We start from the raw sequence: 20,465 nt of genomic DNA on the forward strand, positions 1-20,465 counted from the left end.
CATCGTGTCTACGGGCGTAGAAAACACGTAGAGGCTCTCTGACGCCGCGTCGAAGGAGCAGCTCATGTCCCACGTCGTACGCGCCGCACTCGTCCAGGCGACCTGGACCGGCGACACCGAATCCATGATCGCCAAGCATGAGGAACACGCTCGCGAGGCAGCCCGGCAGGGCGCGAAGATCATCGGGTTCCAGGAGGTTTTCAACGCCCCCTACTTCTGCCAGGTGCAGGAACCCGAGCACTACCGCTGGGCCGAACCCGTGCCGGACGGGCCGACGGTCCGCCGTATGCGGGACCTGGCCCGCGAGACCGGCATGGTGATCGTGGTACCGGTCTTCGAGCTCGAACAGTCCGGCTTCTACTACAACACCGCCGCGGTGATCGACGCCGACGGCTCGTACCTCGGCAAGTACCGCAAGCACCACATCCCCCAGGTCAAGGGCTTCTGGGAGAAGTACTACTTCAAGCCCGGCAACGCCGGCTGGCCGGTCTTCGACACCGCTGTCGGCAAGGTCGGCGTATACATCTGCTACGACCGGCACTTCCCGGAGGGTTGGCGTCAACTGGGACTCAACGGAGCCCAGTTGGTGTACAACCCGTCGGCGACCTCGCGGGGGCTCTCCGGGCACCTGTGGCAGCTGGAGCAACCCGCCTCCGCCGTGGCCAACGAGTACTTCATCGCCGCGATCAACCGCGTCGGCCAGGAGGAGTACGGCGACAACGACTTCTACGGAACCAGCTACTTCGTCGACCCGCGAGGACAGTTCGTGGGAGAGGTCGCGAGCGACAAGGAGGAGGAACTCCTCGTCCGCGACCTCGACTTCGGGCTGATCGAGGAGGTCCGGCAGCAGTGGGCCTTCTACCGGGACCGCAGGCCCGACGCGTACGACGGGCTGGTGGAGCCGTGACCGGACTGCACGAGCGGCACCTGGCCGTCAGCCCCGAGTGGATGGCGCTCTACTACCGGCAGCCGCTGGAACTCACCCACGGGGAGGGCCGCCACGTCTGGGACGCGGACGGCAACCGCTATCTCGACTTCTTCGGCGGCATCCTCACGACCATGACCGCGCACGCCCTGCCCGAGGTGACCAAGGCCGTCTCCGAGCAGGCCGGCCGGCTGATCCACTCCTCGACCCTCTACCTGAACCGCCCGATGGTCGAACTCGCCGAGCGGGTCGCCACGCTATCCGGCATCCCGGACGCCCGGGTCTTCTTCACCACCTCGGGCACCGAGGCCAACGACGCCGCCCTGCTGCTCGCCACCGCACACCGGGGGTCGAACCAGATCCTGGCGATGCGCAACAGCTACCACGGCAGGTCCTTCTCGGCCGTGTCCATCACCGGCAACAGGGCCTGGTCGCCCACCACTCTGTCACCACTGCAGACGCTGTACGTCCACGGCGGCGTCCGCAGCCGCGGACCGTACGCGGAGCTCAGCGACGAGCGGTTCATCAAGGCGTGCGTGGCCGACCTGGAGGACCTGCTCGGCCACACCAGGCGGCCCGCCGCGCTCATCGCCGAGCCGATCCAGGGGGTCGGCGGCTTCACCGCACCGCCGGACGGGCTGTACGCCGCGTTCCGTGAGGTCCTCGACCGGCACGGCATCCTGTGGATCTCCGACGAGGTGCAGACCGGCTGGGGCCGGACAGGCGACCACTTCTGGGGCTGGCAGGCGCACGCCGAGAACGGGCCGCCCGACATCCTCACCTTCGCCAAGGGCATCGGCAACGGCATGTCCATCGGCGGGGTCGTCGCCCGTGCCGACGTCATGAACTGCCTGGACGCCAACTCCATCTCGACGTTCGGCGGCTCCCCGGTCACCATGGCCGCGGGGCTCGCCAACCTCTCGTACCTGCTGGAGCACGACCTCCAGGGCAACGCCCGACGGGTCGGCGGGCTGCTCATCGAGCGGCTGCGTGCGGTCGGCGCGGGCTCGGAGGCCGTCAAGGAGGTACGCGGCAGGGGCCTGATGATCGGCATCGAGCTGGTGAGACCCGGCACCGACGAAGCCGACCCGGACGCCGCCGCGGCCGTGCTGGAAGCCGCCCGCGCCGGCGGGCTGCTCATCGGCAAGGGCGGCGGTCACAACACCAGCGTCCTCAGGATCGCGCCCCCGCTGTCGCTCACCGTCGCCGAGGCGGAAGAGGGCGCGGCGATCATGGCCGAGGCCCTGCGGGCTGCGGTCTGACAACACGCCCCGCGGCGGCGCCCGTCCCTTCCGCGGGGCACTCCACGTACACACGCGTCCTACGCCGAAAGCACCCGGTCCACGTGCGTAGGCCCGTTCCGCCACCGCGAGGAGGGGTACATGAGCCGCACCGTCATCCACGGCGGCCTCGTCGTCACCGCGTCCGACGAGATCCACGCCGACGTCCTGATCGAGGGCGGGCGCATCGCCGCCCTCGCAGCCCACGGCACCGACGCCGCTGCGGGCTGGAGCGCCGACCGCAGGATCGACGCCACCGGGAAGTACGTGATCCCTGGCGGCGTCGACGCGCACACGCACATGGAGATGCCGTTCGGCGGGACCTACGCCGCCGACACCTTCGAGACCGGCACCCGTGCCGCCGCCTGGGGCGGGACCACGACGATCGTCGACTTCGCGATCCAGACCATGGGCCGCTCGCTCCAGGAGGGGCTCGACGCCTGGCACGCCAAGGCCGACGGCAACTGCGCCGTCGACTACGCCTTCCACATGATCATGTCGGACGTCAACGAGTCCTCGCTCAAGGAGATGGACCGCCTGGTGGCGGAGGGCGTCACCTCGTTCAAGCTCTTCATGGCCTACCCGGGCGTCTTCTACAGCGACGACGGCCAGATCCTCCGCGCCATGCAGCGGGCCTCCGGCAACGGCGGCCTGATCATGATGCACGCGGAGAACGGCATCGCCATCGACGTCCTGGTCGAACAGGCGCTCGCCGAGGGCCGTACCGACCCCCGCTACCACGGCGACGTGCGCAAGGTGGCCCTGGAGGCCGAGGCCACACACCGCGCCGTACAGCTCGCCAGGGTCGCGGGATCACCGCTGTACGTCGTGCACGTCTCCGCCGACGAGGCCCTCGCGGAGATCGCCGCGGCCCGTCACAAAGGCCTTCCGGTGTTCGGCGAGACCTGCCCGCAGTACCTCTTCCTCTCGACGGACAACCTGGCGGAGCCCGACTTCCAGGGCGCCAAGTACGTCTGCTCGACCCCGCTGCGTCCCCGGGAGCACCAGGAGGCGCTCTGGCGCGGCCTGCGGAACAACGAGCTCCAGGTCGTCTCCACCGACCACTGCCCCTTCTGCTTCTCGGGCCAGAAGGAGATGGGCCGGGGGGACTTCTCGAAGATCCCCAACGGCATGCCGGGCGTGGAGAACCGGCTGGACCTGCTCCACCAGGCCGTCGTGGACGGCCACATCTCCCGCAGGCGCTGGATCGAGATCGCCTGTGCCTCCCCGGCCAGGATGTTCGGGCTCTACCCGAAGAAGGGCACCATCGCACCGGGGGCCGACGCCGACGTCGTCGTCTACGACCCGGTCGCCGAGCAGACCATCTCCGCCGAGACCCACCACATGAACGTCGACTACTCGGCCTACGAGGGCAAGCGGGTGACCGGGCGGGTCGAGACGGTGCTGTCGCGCGGGGTCCCGGTGATCGAGGACCGCGCCTACGTGGGGCACGCGGGCCACGGCACGTACCTGCCGAGGGGGACATGCCAGTACCTGTGACGCCCCTCCGGCCGGTCGCACCCGCGCGTGCCCCCTTCGCGGGGAGGCCGGACACAAGTGGTGCGGCCGGCCGGGGGCCGCACCCGTCGGGGGTCCTACTCCTTCACGAACGCCAGGAGGTCCGGGTTGATGACGTCCGGATGCGTCGAGAGCATCCCGTGGGGGTAACCCTCGTAGCTCTTCAGCCTGCCGTTCGGCAGGAGCTCCGCCGACAGGGGCCCGGCGTCCTCGTAGGGGACGATCTGGTCGTCGGTGCCGTGTGCGACCAGGACCGGCACCTCGATCTTCTTGAGGTCCTCGGTGAAGTCGGTCTCGGAGAAGGCCTTGATGCACTCGTAGTGGGCGTTGGCCGCACCCTGCATGCCCTGCCGCCACCAGTTGTCGATCAGCCCCTGCGATACCTCGGCGCCGGGGCGGTTGAACCCGTAGAACGGACCCGACGGCACCTCGATGTAGAACTGGGCGCGATTCGCGGCGAGGGAGGCGCGGAAGCCGTCGAACACCTCGATCGGCAGGCCGCCCGGATTGGACGCGGACCTCACCATCACCGGTGGCACCGAGCTGACGAGTACGGCCTTCGCGACCCGTCCCGGCTCGGCCCTGGCGACGTACCTGGCGACCTCGCCGCCGCCGGTGGAGTGCCCGATGTGCACGGCGTCCCGCAGGTCGAGCGCCTCGACCACCGCCGTCACGTCGGCGGCGTAGGTGTCCATGTCGTGTCCGGTGGCGCTCTGGCCGGAGCGCCCGTGGCCCCGCCTGTCGTGGGCGATGACGCGGTAGCCGTGGGCGAGGAAGAACAGCATCTGGCTGTCCCAGTCGTCCCCGCTGAGCGGCCAGCCGTGGTGGAACATGACCGGCTGGGCGTCGCGGGGGCCCCAGTCCTTGTAGTAGATGCTCGTGCCGTCGATCGAGTTGACCGTGCCCATCGTCGATCCTTCCGCTTGAACCGCTGGTGCGAGAGACGTGCGGGAGTGCGTCGGCCGCGCGAGGAGCGGGAGTGGCCACCGCCGGATGTGCCGCGACCGCGACCGAACGAGATAAACGATACCTTCAACCGGCAAAAGCCTCATTTCGCCCAGGTTGCGCCTCGCGTCCAAGCCCCGACCTCGCGCGTCCACGTCCGAACCGCCGGACACCTCGCGCATGGAGTCCCCTTCCCGAAGGAGCATCTGCCATGGATTTCGGACTCGTCCTCCAGACCGACCCGCCGGCCTCGGCCGTCGTCGGACTCATGCGCCGCGCCGAACGGAACGGGTTCCGCTACGGCTGGACCTTCGACTCCGCCGTGCTGTGGCAGGAGCCCTTCGTCATCTACAGCCGGATTCTGGAACACACCGAGCGGATGGTCGTGGGGCCGATGGTGACAAACCCGGGCACCCGGACCTGGGAGGTCACCGCCTCCACCTTCGCCACCCTCAACGACATGTACGGCAACCGCACCGTCTGCGGCATCGGACGAGGCGACTCCGCGATGCGGGTGGCCGGCCGCAAGCCCAACACCCTGGCCCGGCTGGGAGAGGCCATCGAGGTCATCCGCGACCTCGCCGAGGGGCGCGAGGCCACCGTCGACGGACAGCCCGTGCAGATCCCCTGGGTGAAGAACGGCAGCCTGCCCGTCTGGATGGCGGCGTACGGGCCCAAGGCTCTCGCACTGGCCGGGCAGAAGGCGGACGGCTTCATCCTCCAGCTGGCCGATCCCTACCTCACCGAGTGGATGATCAAGGCCGTACGGGAGGCCGCCGCCGACGCCGGACGGGACCCGGACGCCGTCACCATCTGCGTGGCCGCGCCCGCGTACGTCGGCGAGGACCTGGAGCACGCGCGCGAGCAGTGCCGCTGGTTCGGCGGCATGGTCGGCAACCACGTGGCCGACCTCGTCTCCCGGTACGGCGAGCACTCGGACCTGGTGCCCGAGGCCCTCACGGAGTACATCGCCGGCCGCTCCGGCTACGACTACAGCCATCACGGCCGCACCGGGAACCCGGACACCGCCTTCGTCCCCGACGAGATCGTGGACCGGTTCTGCCTGCTCGGCCCGCCCGAGGCGCACATCGAGAAGCTCCGGGTCCTGCGCGACCTGGGGGTCGACCAGTTCGCCGTCTACAACATGCACGACGCGCGCGAAGCGACCATCGACGCCTACGGCTCCACGGTCATCCCCGCACTGTCCGCCTGACGCCCCTCCACCTCACCGCAGTCGCCGTCCAGCCGCCACACGCCCGCGCCCCGCACGGCACCTCCTCCCGAGCGAAGGGTCACGCCACCATGACCGCGACCGTCCCACCCGTCCCACCACCCCCGTCCGGCGAGCGGATAGCCGACCCGGCGGGCCGGGTCGAGCTCGCCCCCGGAGCCGTCCCCAACGACTCGCGCTTCGTCAACGACGATCTGCTGCCCGTGCCCCTGGAGCGGCGCCGCTGGACGACGTACAACTTCGCGGCCCTGTGGATCGGGATGGCCCACAACATCCCGTCCTGGCTCCTGGCCTCCGGGCTCGTCGCGCTCGGGATGGACTGGAAGCAGGCCGTGCTCACGATCGCGCTGGCCAACCTGATCGTGCTGGCGCCGATGCTGCTCACCGGTCACGCCGGGCCCAAGTACGGCATTCCGTTCCCCGTCCTGGCGCGGGCGTCCTTCGGGCTGCGTGGTGCCAACCTGCCGGCGCTGATCCGGGCGGGTGTCGCCTGCGCCTGGTTCGGCATCCAGACGTGGATCGGCGGCGTCGGTATCTTCACGCTGCTGGGCAAGATCTTCGGCGGCTGGGCGCGGGCCGGTGAGGTCGGCGGGCAGCCCTGGACGCTCTGGCTCTGCTTCGTCCTCTTCTGGGCGCTCGAACTGGCCATCATCTACCGGGGCATGGACACCCTGCGCCGCTTCGAGAACTGGGCCGCGCCCTTCGTGATCGTCGGCGCGCTGGTCCTGCTGGTCTGGATCGCGGTCAAGGCGGGCGGCTTCGGCCCCCTCCTGGACCAGCCGTCCGCCCTCGGCTGGGGTGCGGACTTCTGGCCGGTCTTCTTCCCGTCGCTGATGGGCATGATCGCGTTCTGGTCGACGCTCTCCCTGAACATCCCCGACTTCACCCGCTTCGGCGCGGGGCAACGCGCCCAGATCCGGGGGCAGTCGCTCGGGCTGCCGACGACCATGACGTTCTTCGCCCTGCTCTCCGTCTTCGTCACCTCCGGTTCGCAGGCCGTGTACGGGGAGGCGATCTGGGACCCGGTGCAGCTGGTGGCCAGGACGGACAACGTCTTCGGACTGCTCTTCGGCCTGATCACCGTGCTGGTCGCGACGATCTCCGTGAACCTCGCGGCGAACGTCGTCTCACCGGCGTACGACCTCGCCAACCTCGCGCCGAAGGTCGTCAACTTCCGTACCGGCGCGCTGATCACCGGTGTGGTCGGCGTCCTGATCATGCCGTGGAAGCTGACCGAGACGCCCGAGCTGTACATCTTCACCTGGCTGGGACTGGTCGGAGGCCTGCTCGGTACGGTCGCCGGCATCCTCATCGCCGACTACTGGATCATCCGGCGTACGGTCCTCGACCTGCCGGACCTCTACCGGCCCGGCGGCCGCTACTGGTACACCGGCGGCTGGAACTGGCGTGCCGTCGTCGCGTTCGCGGCCGGTGGCGTGCTGGCGGTGGGCGGTTCCCATTCGGCCCCCGGCAAGGGCCCGTTCCCGGCCGACGGGCTGGTCCCGTTCCTGCGGCCGCTCGCGGACTACGGCTGGGCTGTCGGCCTGGCCTCCTCGCTGGTGCTCTACACACTGCTGAGCGGGAGCGTCAGGAGGGAGCAGGGGTCCGGCCGAGCAGGGCGCTGACGTCCACCGTCTCGTCCGGGGACGGAGTGGCCGTGGGTACCGGTTCGTCGAAGCCGGAGAGGTCCACGGCCGCGTCCGTCCCGTGGCCCCGCACGGTGATCCGCACCGGGTGGTGCTCGCCGCCGGTGTCCACGTACGCGGTGGTCCGCGGCCCGTGGCCGGACGTGGTGACCGGGACGGTCCGTACGCCGTCGACCTTCGTCACGTCGCCCTTGGTGAAGGTCCTGCCGCCGTGGTGGGAGCCGCCGGTGTTGTCCGACACCAGCTCACGGAGGGTGTCCAGGTCGCACGCCTCCACCACGGGGCGCAGCCTGGAGTCCGATGCCGAGCCCTTCATGTAGCGCCCGTCGAGGATGTGCTCGAAGGTCTGCCCGCCTACCGGCACCTGGTTCTCCCAGAAGTCCGCGTCCGGCTTCAGCCACACGTCGTCGCCCCGCTTGACGATCTCGACCGAACCCTTGCCCTTGCCCAGGTCGACGCCGCCCGCGCAGTTGCCGCTCCGGTCCAGGCTGAGATCGACCGTCATCGGGGCCCGGTGCCGGCCGAGGTCGCCCCGTGCGCGCATATGCAGGGAACCGGCGTCGAGCAGGGCGTCCCGGGAGCGGTCGGCGATCTGGCGGGCCGGGAGCGATTCGAAGCCGTCGTCCGCTTGTGCCGCCGGGCCACCGGTGGCGACGAGTGCGACGGCCGCGACGCAGGCGGCGGCTCCTGCGGCGATGCGCTGACGTGTCACGGCGCCTCCTCGGATGCATCCCGTGCCGGGGCCCTCCGGAGCGCCCGGTCCAAGGCCCCCTGACCGCGCACCCCTTATGGCGAGCGTACGCCCGCGACCTGTTGCGTGCGCGATGAGCCGGGTGTACGGAGGGTGAGGTTCGGCGCTGTTTTCGGTTACGGAACGTGGGGGAGGGGTGGCCTGAAGATCACCGGAACCCGACGGAACTCACCGTAGGTGCCGGAACTCACCGGAAACAGGGGAGAGATGAACAAGCTTCTCAAGGGGAACGCCGTCCTCGCGCTGGCGCGCGCCGCCGCCGTCACCGGACTGACCGTCGCGTTCGTCGCACCGGTCGCCGCCGTCGCCGCCGCGCCTTCCGCAACTCCGCCCGGACTGTCCTGCGACACCGGCAAGCACGCGATCGACGACTACACCGGATACGCGCTCTGCAGGAACAACGGCTCGGCCACGCAGACCTTCTGGGTCCACCTGGTCTGCGGATGGTCGCCCGACGTGGACGGGGAGCACGTCACGCTGGGCCCCGGCCAGTCCGGGCAGTCGACGGCCCACTGCGCCGGCCTCGGGACGGGCATCGGCGAGATCCACGTACGGCCGTAGGACGCGCCGGAAGCCGCACGCGTCCGTCTGCCGCAACGCACGGGCGGGCGGGCCGTGTGCCGGGTGCGGCGTGCTTGAGCGGGCCACCGTGCCTCGTTACTCTCCAGTAGATCCGTTCGGGCGGACACGGGGCGGCCCCGGGTCCGGCGCCCGGCGGGACGCGAGGAGGCGGAAGCGATGTCCTCAGCAGACCCCACTGAGCGGACCGGACCGACGAGGCCCGGAGAGTCCTCCACCGCTGAGCCCGGGCTCGCGGACAGCGCACGTGGGCTGGCCGACGGCCGGACGACCTCGTCCGCCCTGGTGGCAGCGGCCTTCGCGCGCATCGGGGCGAGCCGCCACACCCTCAACGCCTTCCGCCAGCTGCGGACGGACGCCGCACTCGCCGAGGCGGCCGAGGCCGACCGGCGGCTCGACGCGGGGGAGCGGCTTCCCCTGCTGGGTGTGCCCGTCGCGGTGAAGGACGACACGGACGTCGCCGGCATGCCCACCTACTTCGGCTGTGACGGGGCGCTGCCGCCGGCCGCCGCCGACAGCGAGGCCGTCCGAAGGCTGCGCGCCGCCGGGGCAGTCATCGTCGGCAAGACCAACTCCTGCGAGCTGGGCCAGTGGGCCTTCACCGAGGGGCCGGCCTTCGGCAGCACCCGCAACCCCTGGAACACCGCGCACACCCCCGGCGGTTCCTCCGGCGGTTCCGCGGCGGCCGTCGCCGCCGGGCTCGTACCCGCAGCGCTGGGCTCCGACGGCGCGGGCTCCATCCGCATCCCCGCGGCCTGGACCCACCTGGTCGGCATCAAGCCGCAACGCGGCCGGATCTCCGTCCACCCGAACAGCGACGCCTTCCAGGGCCTCACGGTCAACGGCCCGCTCGCCCGCACCGTCGCGGACGCCGCCCTCCTCCTGGACGCGGCGGCCGGGTCCCACCCCGGCGATCCGCACCGCCCGCCCGCCGTCGACGCGTCCGCGGCGGCCCGGCGGGACCCTGGCCGGCTGCGTATCGGTCTCGCCCTGCGGCCACCGCTCACCCTCACCCGCAACGCACCCCACCCCGAGGTCCTGCGCGCCGTCACCGCCCTCGCCGAGGTGCTCGCCCGGCTCGGCCACCACGTCGAGGAGGCCCGCCCCCGCTACGGCCTGATCGGCCTCTCCTTCGTGCCCCGTGCCACCGCCGGCATCGCCGAGCTCGCCGCGCTGCACCCCGAGCCCGGCCTCCTCGACCCCCGCACCCGCAGCGCCCTGCGCACCGGGACCCGCCTCGGTGGCCGGATCGTACGGGCCGCCCGCGCACGGGAGGTGCGCCAGCACGCGCGGATCGGCGCCTTCTTCGACACGGCGCGCGGCGGACACGGATACGACGTGCTGCTCACCCCGACCACGGCCGCCCCGCCCCCACGGGTCGGCGAGTTCGACCGGCTGAGCGCCTGGCGCACCGACCTCGCGATGACCTCCGCGTGTCCCTACGCCTGGCCCTGGAACGTCCTCGGCTGGCCAGCGGTCAACGTCCCCGCGGGATTCACCCACGACGGCCTGCCCATCGGCGCCCAGCTCCTCGGCCCGTCACGTGGAGAATCCGGGCTCATCTCGCTCGCCGCCCAGCTGGAGGCGGACCGGCGCTGGTACGAGCACCGGCCGCCGGCCCCCGGCACGCCGCCGTTCAGCCCCGCCGAGGGGCGGTGACCGGCTCGGGGTCCAGGCCGCCCCACTCGGCGGTCAGGGTTCCGACGAGAGCGTCCTTCCCGCCCCGCCGGGCGGGAAGGACCGGTTCCGCCCCCACGGGTGCGGGCCACTGTGGAGAGGGGGGCGGCCAGGAGATATCTTGATGTCAAGCAATGTTGCAGACGTGGAGCGGAGCACCCGGTGACTGACTCGACCATCATCTATACGCACACCGACGAGGCCCCTGCCCTGGCGACGTACTCGTTCCTGCCGGTCATCGAGGCCTACGCCTCGACCGCGGGGGTCACGGTGGAGCGCCGCGACATCTCGCTGGCGGGGCGGATCATCGCCGGCTTCCCGGAGCGCCTCAAGGCCGATCAGCGTATCGATGACGCGCTCGCCGAGCTCGGTGAGCTGGCCAGGACTCCCGGCGCGAACATCATCAAGCTGCCCAACATCTCGGCCTCGATCCCGCAGCTCAAGGCCGCGATCGCAGAGCTCCAGGAGCAGGGCTACGCGCTTCCCGACTACCCGGACGACCCCCGCACCGACGAGGACAAGGACGTCCGCGCCCGGTACGACAAGGTCAAGGGCAGCGCGGTGAACCCCGTCCTGCGTGAGGGCAACTCCGACCGCCGAGCCCCCGCGTCGGTCAAGAACTACGCCAAGGCGCACCCGCACCGCATGGGTGCCTGGAGCGCCGACTCGAAGACGAACGTCGCCACCATGGGCGTCGACGACTTCCGCTCGACGGAGAAGTCCGTCGTCATCGGCGAGGCCGGTTCGCTGCGCATCGAGCTCACGGGCGACGACGGCACCACCACCGTGCTGCGCGAGTCCGTCCCCGTCCTGGCGGGCGAGGTCGTGGACGCGGCCGTCATGCGCGTCGCCGCGCTGCGCGAGTTCTTCACCGCCCAGGTCGCGCGTGCCAAGGCCGAGGACGTCCTGTTCTCCGTGCACCTGAAGGCCACGATGATGAAGGTCTCCGACCCGATCATCTTCGGCCACGTAGTCCGCGCCTTCTTCCCGAACACCTTCGCCAAGTACGGCGACGTGCTGGCCTCGGCCGGTCTGACCCCGAACGACGGCCTCGGCGGCATCCTCAAGGGCCTCGACTCCCTGCCGGGCACGGGCGCCGAGATCAAGGCGTCCTTCGAGGCCGAGCTCGCCGAGGGCCCCGCCCTGGCGATGGTCGACTCCGACAAGGGCATCACCAACCTGCACGTGCCGAGCGACGTCATCGTCGACGCGTCCATGCCGGCCATGATCCGTACCTCCGGCCACATGTGGGGCCCGGACGGCAACGAGGCCGACACCATCGCGGTCCTGCCCGACAGCAGCTACGCGGGTGTCTACCAGGTCGTACTCGACGACTGCCGCGCCAACGGCGCCTTCGACCCGTCGACCATGGGCTCGGTGCCGAACGTCGGCCTGATGGCGCAGAAGGCCGAGGAGTACGGCAGCCACGACAAGACCTTCGAGGTCCCCGCCACCGGCACCGTGCGGGTCGTCGACGGCAAGGGCGAGGTCCTGCTGGAGCAGGCCGTCGGCGCCGGTGACATCTTCCGCATGTGCCAGACCAAGGACCTGCCGATCCAGGACTGGGTCAAGCTCGCCGTCACCCGCGCCCGCGCGACCGGCAACCCGGCCGTGTTCTGGCTCGACGAGGGCCGCGCACACGACGCCAACCTCATCGCGAAGGTCAACACCTACCTGGCCGAGCACGACACCGACGGCCTGGACATCTCCGTCCGGACGCCGGAGGAGGCCACCGCGTTCTCCCTGGAGCGCATCCGGCGGGGCGAGGACACCATCTCGGTCACCGGCAACGTGCTGCGTGACTACCTCACCGACCTGTTCCCCATCCTGGAGCTCGGCACCAGCGCGAAGATGCTGTCCGTCGTCCCGCTCATGAACGGCGGCGGGCTGTTCGAGACCGGCGCCGGCGGCTCCGCGCCCAAGCACGTCCAGCAGCTGGTCAAGGAGGACTACCTGCGCTGGGACAGCCTGGGTGAGTTCCTCGCGCTCGCGGTCAGCTTCGAGCACCTGGCCACGACCACGGACAACGCGCGTGCCCGGGTCCTCGGCGACACCCTCGACCGCGCGACGGGCACCTTCCTCAACGAGGACAAGTCCCCGAGCCGCAAGCTCGGCGGCATCGACAACCGCGGCAGCCACTTCTACCTGGCGCTTTACTGGGCCCAGGAGCTGGCCCAGCAGACCGACGACGCCGCGCTCGCCGAGGCGTTCGGCCCGCTGGCCAAGACGCTGTCGGAGCAGGAGCGGACCATCGTCGACGAGCTGATCGCCGTCCAGGGCAAGCCGGTCGACATCGGCGGCTACTACCAGCCCGACCCGGCGAAGGCGGAGGCCGTCATGCGTCCGTCGGCCACCTTCAACAAGGCCATCGCGACCCTGGGCTGATCCCGGCCGCCGTGTCCACCGACGCGGCACCGCGACCACGGCCGCCCCGGCAGGTATCCGCCTGCCGGGGCGGCTGTGGTCGTGCGTTCCCCGGAGGCTGTCCCCAACCGAGCGACAGGCCTCCGGCGACAGCCGCGACCGAGACCGCAGCCGCGACCGGCGTCCTCAGAACGCGTAGCGGATCGGCAGCCAGGGTGTGTGCGCGTGCACCAGGCGGCGTACGGTCTCGACCGCCTCCGCCTTGACGGTGTTGCGGTACCGGACGTTCCAACTGCCGTTCTCCGAGCGCTTGGCCTGTTGGAGGCCCGGGCGCCAGATCGCGTCCTCGGCACGCGGATGCCAGGCCATGTTGACCTCGTGGAGGTCCCGGTTGTGCGTCAGCATGATGACCTCCGCCGCCGCCTGCTCCTTGACCGAAGCCGGCAGGACGTCGTCCAACTGCTGGAGCAGCTCCGCCCACGCCTGTTCCCACCCGGGCCTGATGACGACGGGGGAGAGGTTGAAATGCACTTCGTACCCCGCCTCGACGAAGTCGGCCGCGGCCTCGATGCGCCGGGCGACCGGGCTGGTCCTGATGTCCAGGAGGCGTGAGTCGTCCTGGGGCATCAGGGAGAACCGCAGGCGGGTGCGCCCTCGCGGGTCGAGCCCCAGGAGGTCGGGGTTCACGAACTTGGTCGCGAACGACGCCTTCGCGGTGGGCCAGCGGGTGAACGCGTGTACCAGATCAGCGGTGTTGTCGCTGATCAGGGCGTCGACCGCGCAGTCGTTGTTCTCCCCGATGTCGTACACCCAGGCGACCGGGTCGCACTGGTTCGGCTCCCTCTTGGGCCCCTGCGCGGTCACATGGCGCCTCAGCCGGGCGATCAGCGCGTCGATGTTCGTGAAGACGGTGATCGGGTTGGCATAGCCCTTGCGCCGTGGGACGTAGCAGTAGGCGCACGCCATGGCGCATCCGTTCGCGGCGCCCGGGGCGATCCAGTCCGCCGAGCGCCCGTTGACCCGCACGGTCAGGGTCTTCTTCTCGCCGAGGACCAGGACCGTGCTCTTGATCCGTACCCAGCGATCCGCGTTCCCCTTGTTTCCGTGGAGCTCCGGGATGCGCCAGTGCGAGTCGGTGGGGACGACCTCCGCCTCCGGGTACCGCGCGAGGATCTCCCTGCCCCGTGGCGAGGCGGCAGCGGCCTCCTCGGCGTGGATCTCACGGACCGTGAGCATCCTGCGGGCCTCGTCCGAGTCGCGGAAGAGCGGTCCGGACGGCCGGCGGATCTCGGGTCCGCCCCGAATGTCGTCGAGGTCGAACAGCCCTTCCTGGCGCCGGTCAGGCTCGCCGGACGAGGGGGCGGTACGCATGGCTGCTCCAGGCTCGGTGGTGTCAGGGCCAACCGTACGAGAGCACGCGGCACCGCGCCGCGTGCTCCGCCGCGGTCCGGCCGATCACCTTCCGGCCTCCCCGCCGCCGCCCCTCACCGGTCTCCCTCCGGCAGCCCGGCTCGCGCGGTGTCAGAGCTGGAACTCCGCGGGCGACAGTCCCAGCGCCGCGCACGCCTCCTGGAGGACCATGTGCTCGGCCTGCGAGAAGTCGCCGTCCGCCCCGGCGACGACGATGCCGGTCTGGACGACCGCCCTGGCCTCGGTCGGCTTCTTGGCCGCCTTCGCGATCTCCTGCATCGCCTCGGCCTTGCCCTGGTGGAAGTCCCGGGTCAGCTGGTCCACGTGCTTGTTGAAGCGCTGGCGCAACTGTTCCGCCGGGAAGTTCTGCAGGACGTCGTTGCCGAGGATCAGCGACTCGACGTTCTGCCGCTCCACCGGGTCCACATGTCCGTCCGCGGCCGCGACCAGGGCGCACATGGCCATGCTCGCGTCCCGGTAGGCGCCGCTCTTCAGCTCCGTCTTGAGCGAGGTCAGCTGGTTCTTCAGCGTGCCGACCAGCTGGGCACGCGAGCCGCCGCCGGACCGCGATCCCCCGCGCCCTCCGGCCTGGCCGCGCCCCTGCTGGGACTGCTGCAGAGTCCTGGCCTGATCCTTGAGCCGGTCCCACACTGCCATCTGACGTCACCTCGGTCATCGTCTGAACTGCCGGTCGCGAAGCTTCGCGTGTACCGGCCCAACGACCCGAGCAGGGTAAAGGTTCCGCAAAGTCCACCGGATCGTGGGGGCCGTCCGAGCCGCCGGCCGCCCCCGCTCCCACCCGCTCGTATCCTCGGCTCATGACGCCAGGCACCCCCGGGAGCGGCCCGGACCACGTCACGCTCCGGCAGATCCTCGCCTACGACGAGGACGGCGTCCTGCGCCTGCTGCTCGCCCCCGCGGGGCGGGACGCGGCGGTCCTCGGCGTGATCGTCGGCGACGAGGGCGCTGCCCGCCCGCACGAGGGACGGATCGTGCTGGCCGCCGGACTGCCGCCGGACCCGCCGTCCGCGGCCGCCGCCGTACGGGAAGCGGCTCGGCGCGGCGCGGCGGCGGTGGTGCTCCGGGAGTCGGAGGGCACCCCCGTGCCCGCGGAAGCCCTGACGGCGGCGGCGGAGTGCGGCATCGCGCTCCTCGCCCGTGCCGAATGGGCGGACTGGGGAGACACCGCCGCCCTGCTGCGGTCCGCGACCGCATTCGCCGCAGCAGGCCGGGGCGGCCTCGTCACCGACTCCGCCGCCGGGGGACTCGCCGAGCTCGCCTCCGCCACCGCCCGGCAGTGCCACGGCTCGATCACCGTCGAGGACACCCGGTTCAGGGTGCTCGCGCACTCCGCGACCGGTCCGGAGGCGGACGGGCTGCGCCGGTCCACGATCCTGGGCGGGCGGGTCCCCGAACGGCGGGTCGCCGAACTCCGACGCAGCGGACTGCTGCGCGCGCTGTGGACCTCGCAGGACGTCATCCACCGGGCCGCCGACGGTGACACCCCCGAGCGTCTCGTCGTGGCCGTCCGCAGCGGCGGTGAGATGCTGGGATCGCTCTGGGCCGCCGCCGACGGGCGGCGGCTCTCGCCCGACGCGCCCCAGGTGCTGCGCCGGGCCGCCGCGCTCGCCGTGCCCCATCTGCTGCGGCACCGGATGCGGGAGAGCGGCACCGTACGGCGGGAGGCGCTCGCGCTGCGCGGCCTGTTCCACGGAGACGGCGACCGGCGCGCGCACCTGTGGTCGCTGGGTCTGCCCCCCGACGCCGCGTACGCCGTCGTCGTCGCCGTACACACCCCGGCGCACGGTCCGGGATCCGACCGTGCCCTGGACGTCCTGGAGGTCCTGGCCACCCGGGCCGCGGTGTTCCGGTCCACCGCCCGGGTCCTGCGCGAGGAGGACCGGATCGCCGTGCTGCTGCCCGTCGGGGGGACCGACGACCCGCGCGGGGCCCTCGACCTCGCCAGGGATCTCGACGGACTCGCGGCCGGGATGCCCGGTGCCGGGCCCGTCCGGACCGGCGCCGGACAGACGGTGCGCTCGGGGCTCGACGCGTCACTGTCCTACGACACGGCCCTGCTGGTCGTCCGTGCCCTGCGGGACCGTGAGGCCCGCGGCAGGGACACGCCCGCCGTACGGCACGCGGGACCCGACGGCGTGGGGTCGACCATCGACGCCCTGCGCATGCTCGACGCGGTGCGGCCCGTGTGGGAGTCGGGCGCCGGGCCCGTGCACGAGCTGATCCGCGCGGACCTCGCCGCAGGCGGCGACCTGGTGCGCTCCCTCGCGGCCTACCTGGAGACATCGGGGGACGTGCCGCTGGCCGCCAGGCGTCTGACGCTGCATCCGAACACGCTCAGATACCGGCTGCGGCGGGCCCGGGAGCGCTTCGGGATCGACCTCGACGACCCCGACACCCGTCTCGTCCTCACTCTGGCGGTCCGCCTGGCCGGGGTGTTCTGAGGGTGTAGGTTCCGCGAATCCGTGAGCATTTCCCCGTGATCATGAGCAGCGGTAACGTTCAGTAGCGGTCGGTGGGGTCGAGTCTCGGTCGCCTTCTTCTTTTGGTCCGAGTGGGCCGAGCCGGTGGTCGAGCGCGGCGCCGACCTCGGGGCAGTTCTTGCGGATGACGTCGAGGAAGGCGTTCAGTGCCGGGGAACGGTTCCGGGCACGGAAGGACAGGACCAGATCGGGCAGAGGCGTGCGCGGGGTCACCTCGCAGAACCACGTGCCCCGTCGTGGGGCCGTCAGCATGCGAGAGGGTCCAAGACCGACGCCCACCCCGCAGGCGGCGAGGCCGATGATGGTGTGGATGTCCCTCGCGATGGTCGCGCCGGCGAGCGCAGGGGAGTCCTTGCCCAGGAGGGTCCGCAGCCCGGTGACGACGGCGGGCTCGTCCTCCCCCGGTGCAACGATCAGCGGCTGTTGCCGCAGCTGGTCCACGTCCACCGACGACTGCCCCGCGTACGGGTGCGTGCTGCTCACGACCGCGACCAGGTGGTCGTGTCCGATCGGGACCGATACCAGCTGCTCGGCTCCGATGCCCCCTGGCGGGCCGAGGCCGATCGCCACGTCCAGTTCGCCGGCGATGAGCGCGGCCGTGCTGCGCCTGGTCGCCATCTCGTGCAGTTCCAGCCGCACGTCGGGCCGTTCGCGGCCGAACCGGCCGAGGACGTCCGGCAGGGGTTCGAGCAGCGCCGAAGCGATGAACCCCAGGCGCAGTCGGCCGGTCTCGCCGCGTGCTGCCCTGGCCGCGTCGACCGAGGCCGCCGCGATCTCGTCGAGCGCCCTGCGCGCCCGGGAGAGGAAGGCCGCGCCCGCAGCCGTCGGAAACACCCCCCGGCGGGTGCGATCGAACAAGCGGGCGCCCACTTCCCGTTCGAGGTCGGCGATCTGCTTGGACAGCGGAGGCTGCGCGATACCCAGCGCACCGGCCGCCCGGCCGAAGTGTGCGTGCTCCGCGAGGGTCAGTGCATACCGCAGGTGCCGCGCCTCCACGTAAAGCCTCCCAGCCATATCTCACATGTATCGTCGGGCAGCCTGTCAGATCTTTCACTCGATAGTCGGGGCCGGGTCGCGTGGAATGCGGTCATGACCGATTCTTCCTCCACAGACACCGTCTTCGTCTTCGTGCACGGCGCCTGGCACGGCTCCGGACAGTGGGCGGCAACCCAGCGCGCACTCGCCGCACTCGGTGCCGCGAGCATGGCCATCGACCTGCCGGGGCACGGCTTCGACGCGCCACTGCCCACCGGATACCTCCAGCCGGGCCAGCCGGGCCTGCTGACCGAGAAGTCGGCGCTCGCCACCGTGACGATGGACGACAGCGCCGAGGCCGTGCTTGACACGCTGCGCCAGGCCCGCCACCACCGTCGCGTCGTGCTCGTCGCGCACAGCGCGGGCGGCGGCCCCGCGTCACTGGCCGCCGAGCGCGCACCCGAACTCGTCAACGAGATCGTCTACCTTTCGGCCTTCGTGCCCGCCGGACGGCCCCGGTTCTTCGACTATCTCGGTTCACCCGAGAACGCCACGGCACGGGGCCAGAGTCTCAATCTCGGTGACCCCGGAGAACTGGGCGCTGTGCGGATCAACCCGCTCTCGCAGGATCCCGCCTACATCGAGGAACTGCGGCAGACTCACTACCACGACACTGCTCCGGACCGCTTCGACCGCTGGCGCTCGGCACTGAGCCCCGATCTGCCGCTGGCGATCCCCACCACCCCGGTCACCGTGACTCCACAACGCTGGGGGCGCGTCCCGCGGACCTTCCTGCGCTGCGCCGACGATCGGGCGCTACCGACGGCCGTGCAGGATCTCATGATCACGGAAGCCGACCGGGCCATGCCTGGCAACCCGTTCACCGTGCGCACCCTCCCGGGCAGCCACAGCCCGTTCGCCGCCCGGCCCCGTGAGCTCGCCGCGGTTCTGCTGCCGTGAGCGGCGGACGCCTCGTGCTGCCGGTGGTGCTCAGCGCCACTTCTGTGCAACTGCTCAACGTCACTGTCGCCCAGGTGGCCGCGCCGGCGATACAGGCCGGCCTGGGCGCTGGTCCCGGCGCCGTGCAACTGGTCCTCGCCGGATACACCCTGACGTACGCGTGCCTGCTCATCCCCGCCGCACGGCTGGGCGACCGGTACGGCTACCGCCGGCTGTTCGCGGCCGGCACGGTGGTCTTCATAGCGGGCTCGGTGGCCGGCGCGTTTGCCCCCGACGCCGCGGCCTTGGTCGCCGCCCGGCTGGTGCAGGGCGCGGGCAGTGGTCTGGTCGCCCCGCAGGTACTGTCGCTCATCCAGGCCACCACCCCCACGGCGCGCCGGCCGCGCGCCCTGGGCCTGTACGGCGCGACCATGGCCGTCGCGTCACTGGCCGGGCCGCTGATCGGCGGACTCGTCCTCAGTGCCGATCTCTTCGGCCTCGGCTGGCGGCCGGTGATGCTCCTCACCGTGCCGGTGGCGCTCGCCTCGCTGGCAGGAGCGACCGCGCTGCCCCGCACCCGCGGAGCGGACGGACTCCGCGTCGACAAGCTGGGTGCGCTGCTGGTCACCATAGGAGCCGGCGCGCTGGTCCTGCCCCTGGCGCTGGGGCGGGAAGCAGGCTGGCCCTGGTGGACGTGGGCCGGCTTCGCCGTGGCTGTGGCCGCCCTCGGCCACTTCGTCCGGAGCCTCCCGCACCGGCCTGATCCGCTGATCCATCCTGCGGTGCTGCGTGACCGGTCGGCGCGGAGAGGCACGTTGCTGGTGTTCGTGTTCAACACGGGCGTGCCCTCCTTCACCTACCTGCTCTTCCTCCACCTCCAGTCCGCTGTCGGGTACTCGCCCCTGGCGGCCGCACTGGCGTCGGCACCGTTCGCCGCCGGCGCCGTCGTCGGCAGCAGAACCGCGCCCGCTCTCACTCGGCGGCACGGGCCGACGGTGCTCACCGTCGCGTCCCTGATCCTCGCCGGGATGTGCCTGGCGTTGGCCCCCCTCGTCGGCTCGGCGGCGGGACGCCAGACGGCACTGCCCGTGCTGGCCGTCGGCGGAGCCGCGTTCGGCGCCTTCACCGCGTCGGTGTTCACCCTGATCCTGGCCCAGGTGCACGGCCCCGCAGCCGGTTCGGTCTCCGGCCTGCTGCCCACAGCACAGCAGCTCGGCGGATCCATCGGAGTGACCGCGGCCGGACTCGCCTACTACGCCCCCGCCGCCGATGCGGACACCGCGTTCCGGCACGCCATGCTCTACCAGGTCGCCGCCTTCACGATCACCGCGCTGATCAGCCTCCGGCTCCACCACCGGCCTGGCACCGAGCCCGTTCGCGGCCACAGCAGTCACAGCGGAAGGGCACGCAGGTGAAGCGTCGGCCTCCAGCGGCCTTCGCCTCACCCCGTCGGCCGTGCCCCCTCCGAATCGCCGAGGGAACACAGACGACGATCGCCGGTTTCTGAAACCGGCGATCGTCGCGACACTTGAAGCTCCCCCGACCCAACTGCCGCTCGGCCAACGCGCTTTCCACAGGACGGCACAGCACTCAGGAGAGCGCATCCGAAAGCAGCGCCACCCGCCCTCAGTGGCCTTCAGCACGCCGTACTCAGAGCGACGGACAGGTGAGACCCTCTCGTGCGTTCTGCTCATGATCGGCTGTCGAAGGCGGTGCTCACGGGG

Annotated in this window: 16 protein-coding genes; 11 read left to right on the forward strand and 5 right to left on the reverse strand. The window is 71.4% G+C overall.

Annotated elements, in window-relative coordinates:
* Nucleotides 1–64: 64 nt before the first annotated feature.
* The 3 genes from AB0I83_RS01250 (at nucleotide 65) to hydA (ending at nucleotide 3,705) form a co-directional block, all read left to right on the forward strand.
* Nucleotides 65–907: a nitrilase-related carbon-nitrogen hydrolase gene (locus tag AB0I83_RS01250; protein ID WP_356531746.1), complete on the forward strand. Its 843-nt coding sequence runs from the start codon at nucleotides 65–67 to the stop codon at nucleotides 905–907.
* On the forward strand, nucleotides 904–2,187 hold the full coding sequence (locus AB0I83_RS01255; RefSeq protein ID WP_356531748.1) for an aspartate aminotransferase family protein: 1,284 nt from the start codon (nucleotides 904–906) through the stop codon (nucleotides 2,185–2,187). Before AB0I83_RS01250 ends, AB0I83_RS01255 begins: the two co-directional genes overlap by 4 nt.
* 120 nt (nucleotides 2,188–2,307) lie before the next feature.
* Nucleotides 2,308–3,705, forward strand: a complete 1,398-nt coding sequence (gene hydA / locus AB0I83_RS01260; RefSeq protein WP_356531749.1) for a dihydropyrimidinase — start codon at nucleotides 2,308–2,310, stop codon at nucleotides 3,703–3,705.
* A gap of 95 nt (nucleotides 3,706–3,800) precedes the next feature.
* Here the strand turns inward: hydA and AB0I83_RS01265 are convergent, their stop codons facing one another.
* On the reverse strand, nucleotides 3,801–4,631 hold the full coding sequence (locus AB0I83_RS01265; protein ID WP_356531750.1) for an alpha/beta hydrolase: 831 nt from the start codon (nucleotides 4,629–4,631) through the stop codon (nucleotides 3,801–3,803).
* Nucleotides 4,632–4,879: 248 nt separating this feature from the next.
* Here AB0I83_RS01265 and AB0I83_RS01270 point away from each other — a divergent pair, with 248 nt between their 5' ends.
* Both AB0I83_RS01270 and AB0I83_RS01275 read left to right on the forward strand, forming a co-directional pair.
* Entirely contained in the window at nucleotides 4,880–5,881 is a 1,002-nt protein-coding gene (locus AB0I83_RS01270; RefSeq protein ID WP_356531751.1) for a TIGR03842 family LLM class F420-dependent oxidoreductase, read from the forward strand.
* 89 nt (nucleotides 5,882–5,970) lie between these two features.
* Nucleotides 5,971–7,524, forward strand: a complete 1,554-nt coding sequence (locus tag AB0I83_RS01275; RefSeq protein WP_363303140.1) for an NCS1 family nucleobase:cation symporter-1 — start codon at nucleotides 5,971–5,973, stop codon at nucleotides 7,522–7,524.
* Here the strand turns inward: AB0I83_RS01275 and AB0I83_RS01280 are convergent.
* Nucleotides 7,487–8,257: a hypothetical protein gene (locus AB0I83_RS01280; protein ID WP_363303141.1), complete on the reverse strand. Its 771-nt coding sequence runs from the start codon at nucleotides 8,255–8,257 to the stop codon at nucleotides 7,487–7,489. The two genes, AB0I83_RS01275 and AB0I83_RS01280, sit on opposite strands and share 38 nt — an antisense overlap.
* 246 nt (nucleotides 8,258–8,503) lie before the next feature.
* Between AB0I83_RS01280 and AB0I83_RS01285 the strand changes: the two genes are divergently transcribed.
* The 3 genes from AB0I83_RS01285 (at nucleotide 8,504) to AB0I83_RS01295 (ending at nucleotide 12,937) form a co-directional block, all read left to right on the forward strand.
* On the forward strand, nucleotides 8,504–8,857 hold the full coding sequence (locus AB0I83_RS01285) for a hypothetical protein (protein ID WP_356531755.1): 354 nt from the start codon (nucleotides 8,504–8,506) through the stop codon (nucleotides 8,855–8,857).
* A 177-nt stretch (nucleotides 8,858–9,034) separates the two neighbouring features.
* Entirely contained in the window at nucleotides 9,035–10,534 is a 1,500-nt protein-coding gene (locus AB0I83_RS01290; protein ID WP_356531756.1) for an amidase, read from the forward strand.
* 180 nt (nucleotides 10,535–10,714) lie between these two features.
* Nucleotides 10,715–12,937: an NADP-dependent isocitrate dehydrogenase gene (locus AB0I83_RS01295; protein ID WP_363303142.1), complete on the forward strand. Its 2,223-nt coding sequence runs from the start codon at nucleotides 10,715–10,717 to the stop codon at nucleotides 12,935–12,937.
* A 165-nt stretch (nucleotides 12,938–13,102) separates the two neighbouring features.
* On the opposite strand, the gene AB0I83_RS01300 is transcribed toward AB0I83_RS01295, so the two are convergent.
* Entirely contained in the window at nucleotides 13,103–14,287 is a 1,185-nt protein-coding gene (locus tag AB0I83_RS01300) for a spore photoproduct lyase family protein (protein ID WP_363303143.1), read from the reverse strand.
* Between the two features lie 150 nt (nucleotides 14,288–14,437).
* Nucleotides 14,438–14,983, reverse strand: a complete 546-nt coding sequence (locus tag AB0I83_RS01305) for a tellurite resistance TerB family protein (protein ID WP_356531761.1) — start codon at nucleotides 14,981–14,983, stop codon at nucleotides 14,438–14,440.
* Nucleotides 14,984–15,144: 161 nt separating this feature from the next.
* Here AB0I83_RS01305 and AB0I83_RS01310 point away from each other — a divergent pair, with 161 nt between their 5' ends.
* Nucleotides 15,145–16,788, forward strand: coding sequence for a helix-turn-helix domain-containing protein (locus AB0I83_RS01310; RefSeq protein ID WP_363303144.1), 1,644 nt, complete (start codon nucleotides 15,145–15,147; stop codon nucleotides 16,786–16,788).
* 39 nt (nucleotides 16,789–16,827) lie between these two features.
* Here the strand turns inward: AB0I83_RS01310 and AB0I83_RS01315 are convergent, their stop codons facing one another.
* Nucleotides 16,828–17,823 (reverse strand): LysR family transcriptional regulator, encoded by a 996-nt coding sequence (locus tag AB0I83_RS01315; protein WP_363303434.1) that lies wholly within the window; start codon nucleotides 17,821–17,823, stop codon nucleotides 16,828–16,830.
* Between the two features lie 93 nt (nucleotides 17,824–17,916).
* Between AB0I83_RS01315 and AB0I83_RS01320 the strand changes: the two genes are divergently transcribed.
* Entirely contained in the window at nucleotides 17,917–18,762 is an 846-nt protein-coding gene (locus tag AB0I83_RS01320) for an alpha/beta hydrolase (protein ID WP_363303145.1), read from the forward strand.
* On the forward strand, nucleotides 18,759–20,156 hold the full coding sequence (locus AB0I83_RS01325) for an MFS transporter (protein ID WP_363303146.1): 1,398 nt from the start codon (nucleotides 18,759–18,761) through the stop codon (nucleotides 20,154–20,156). Before AB0I83_RS01320 ends, AB0I83_RS01325 begins: the two co-directional genes overlap by 4 nt.
* The last annotated feature ends 309 nt before the right edge of the window (nucleotides 20,157–20,465 follow it).

This window comes from Streptomyces sp. NPDC049970 (genome assembly GCF_040660235.1).
Classification (GTDB): Bacteria; Actinomycetota; Actinomycetes; order Streptomycetales; family Streptomycetaceae; genus Streptomyces.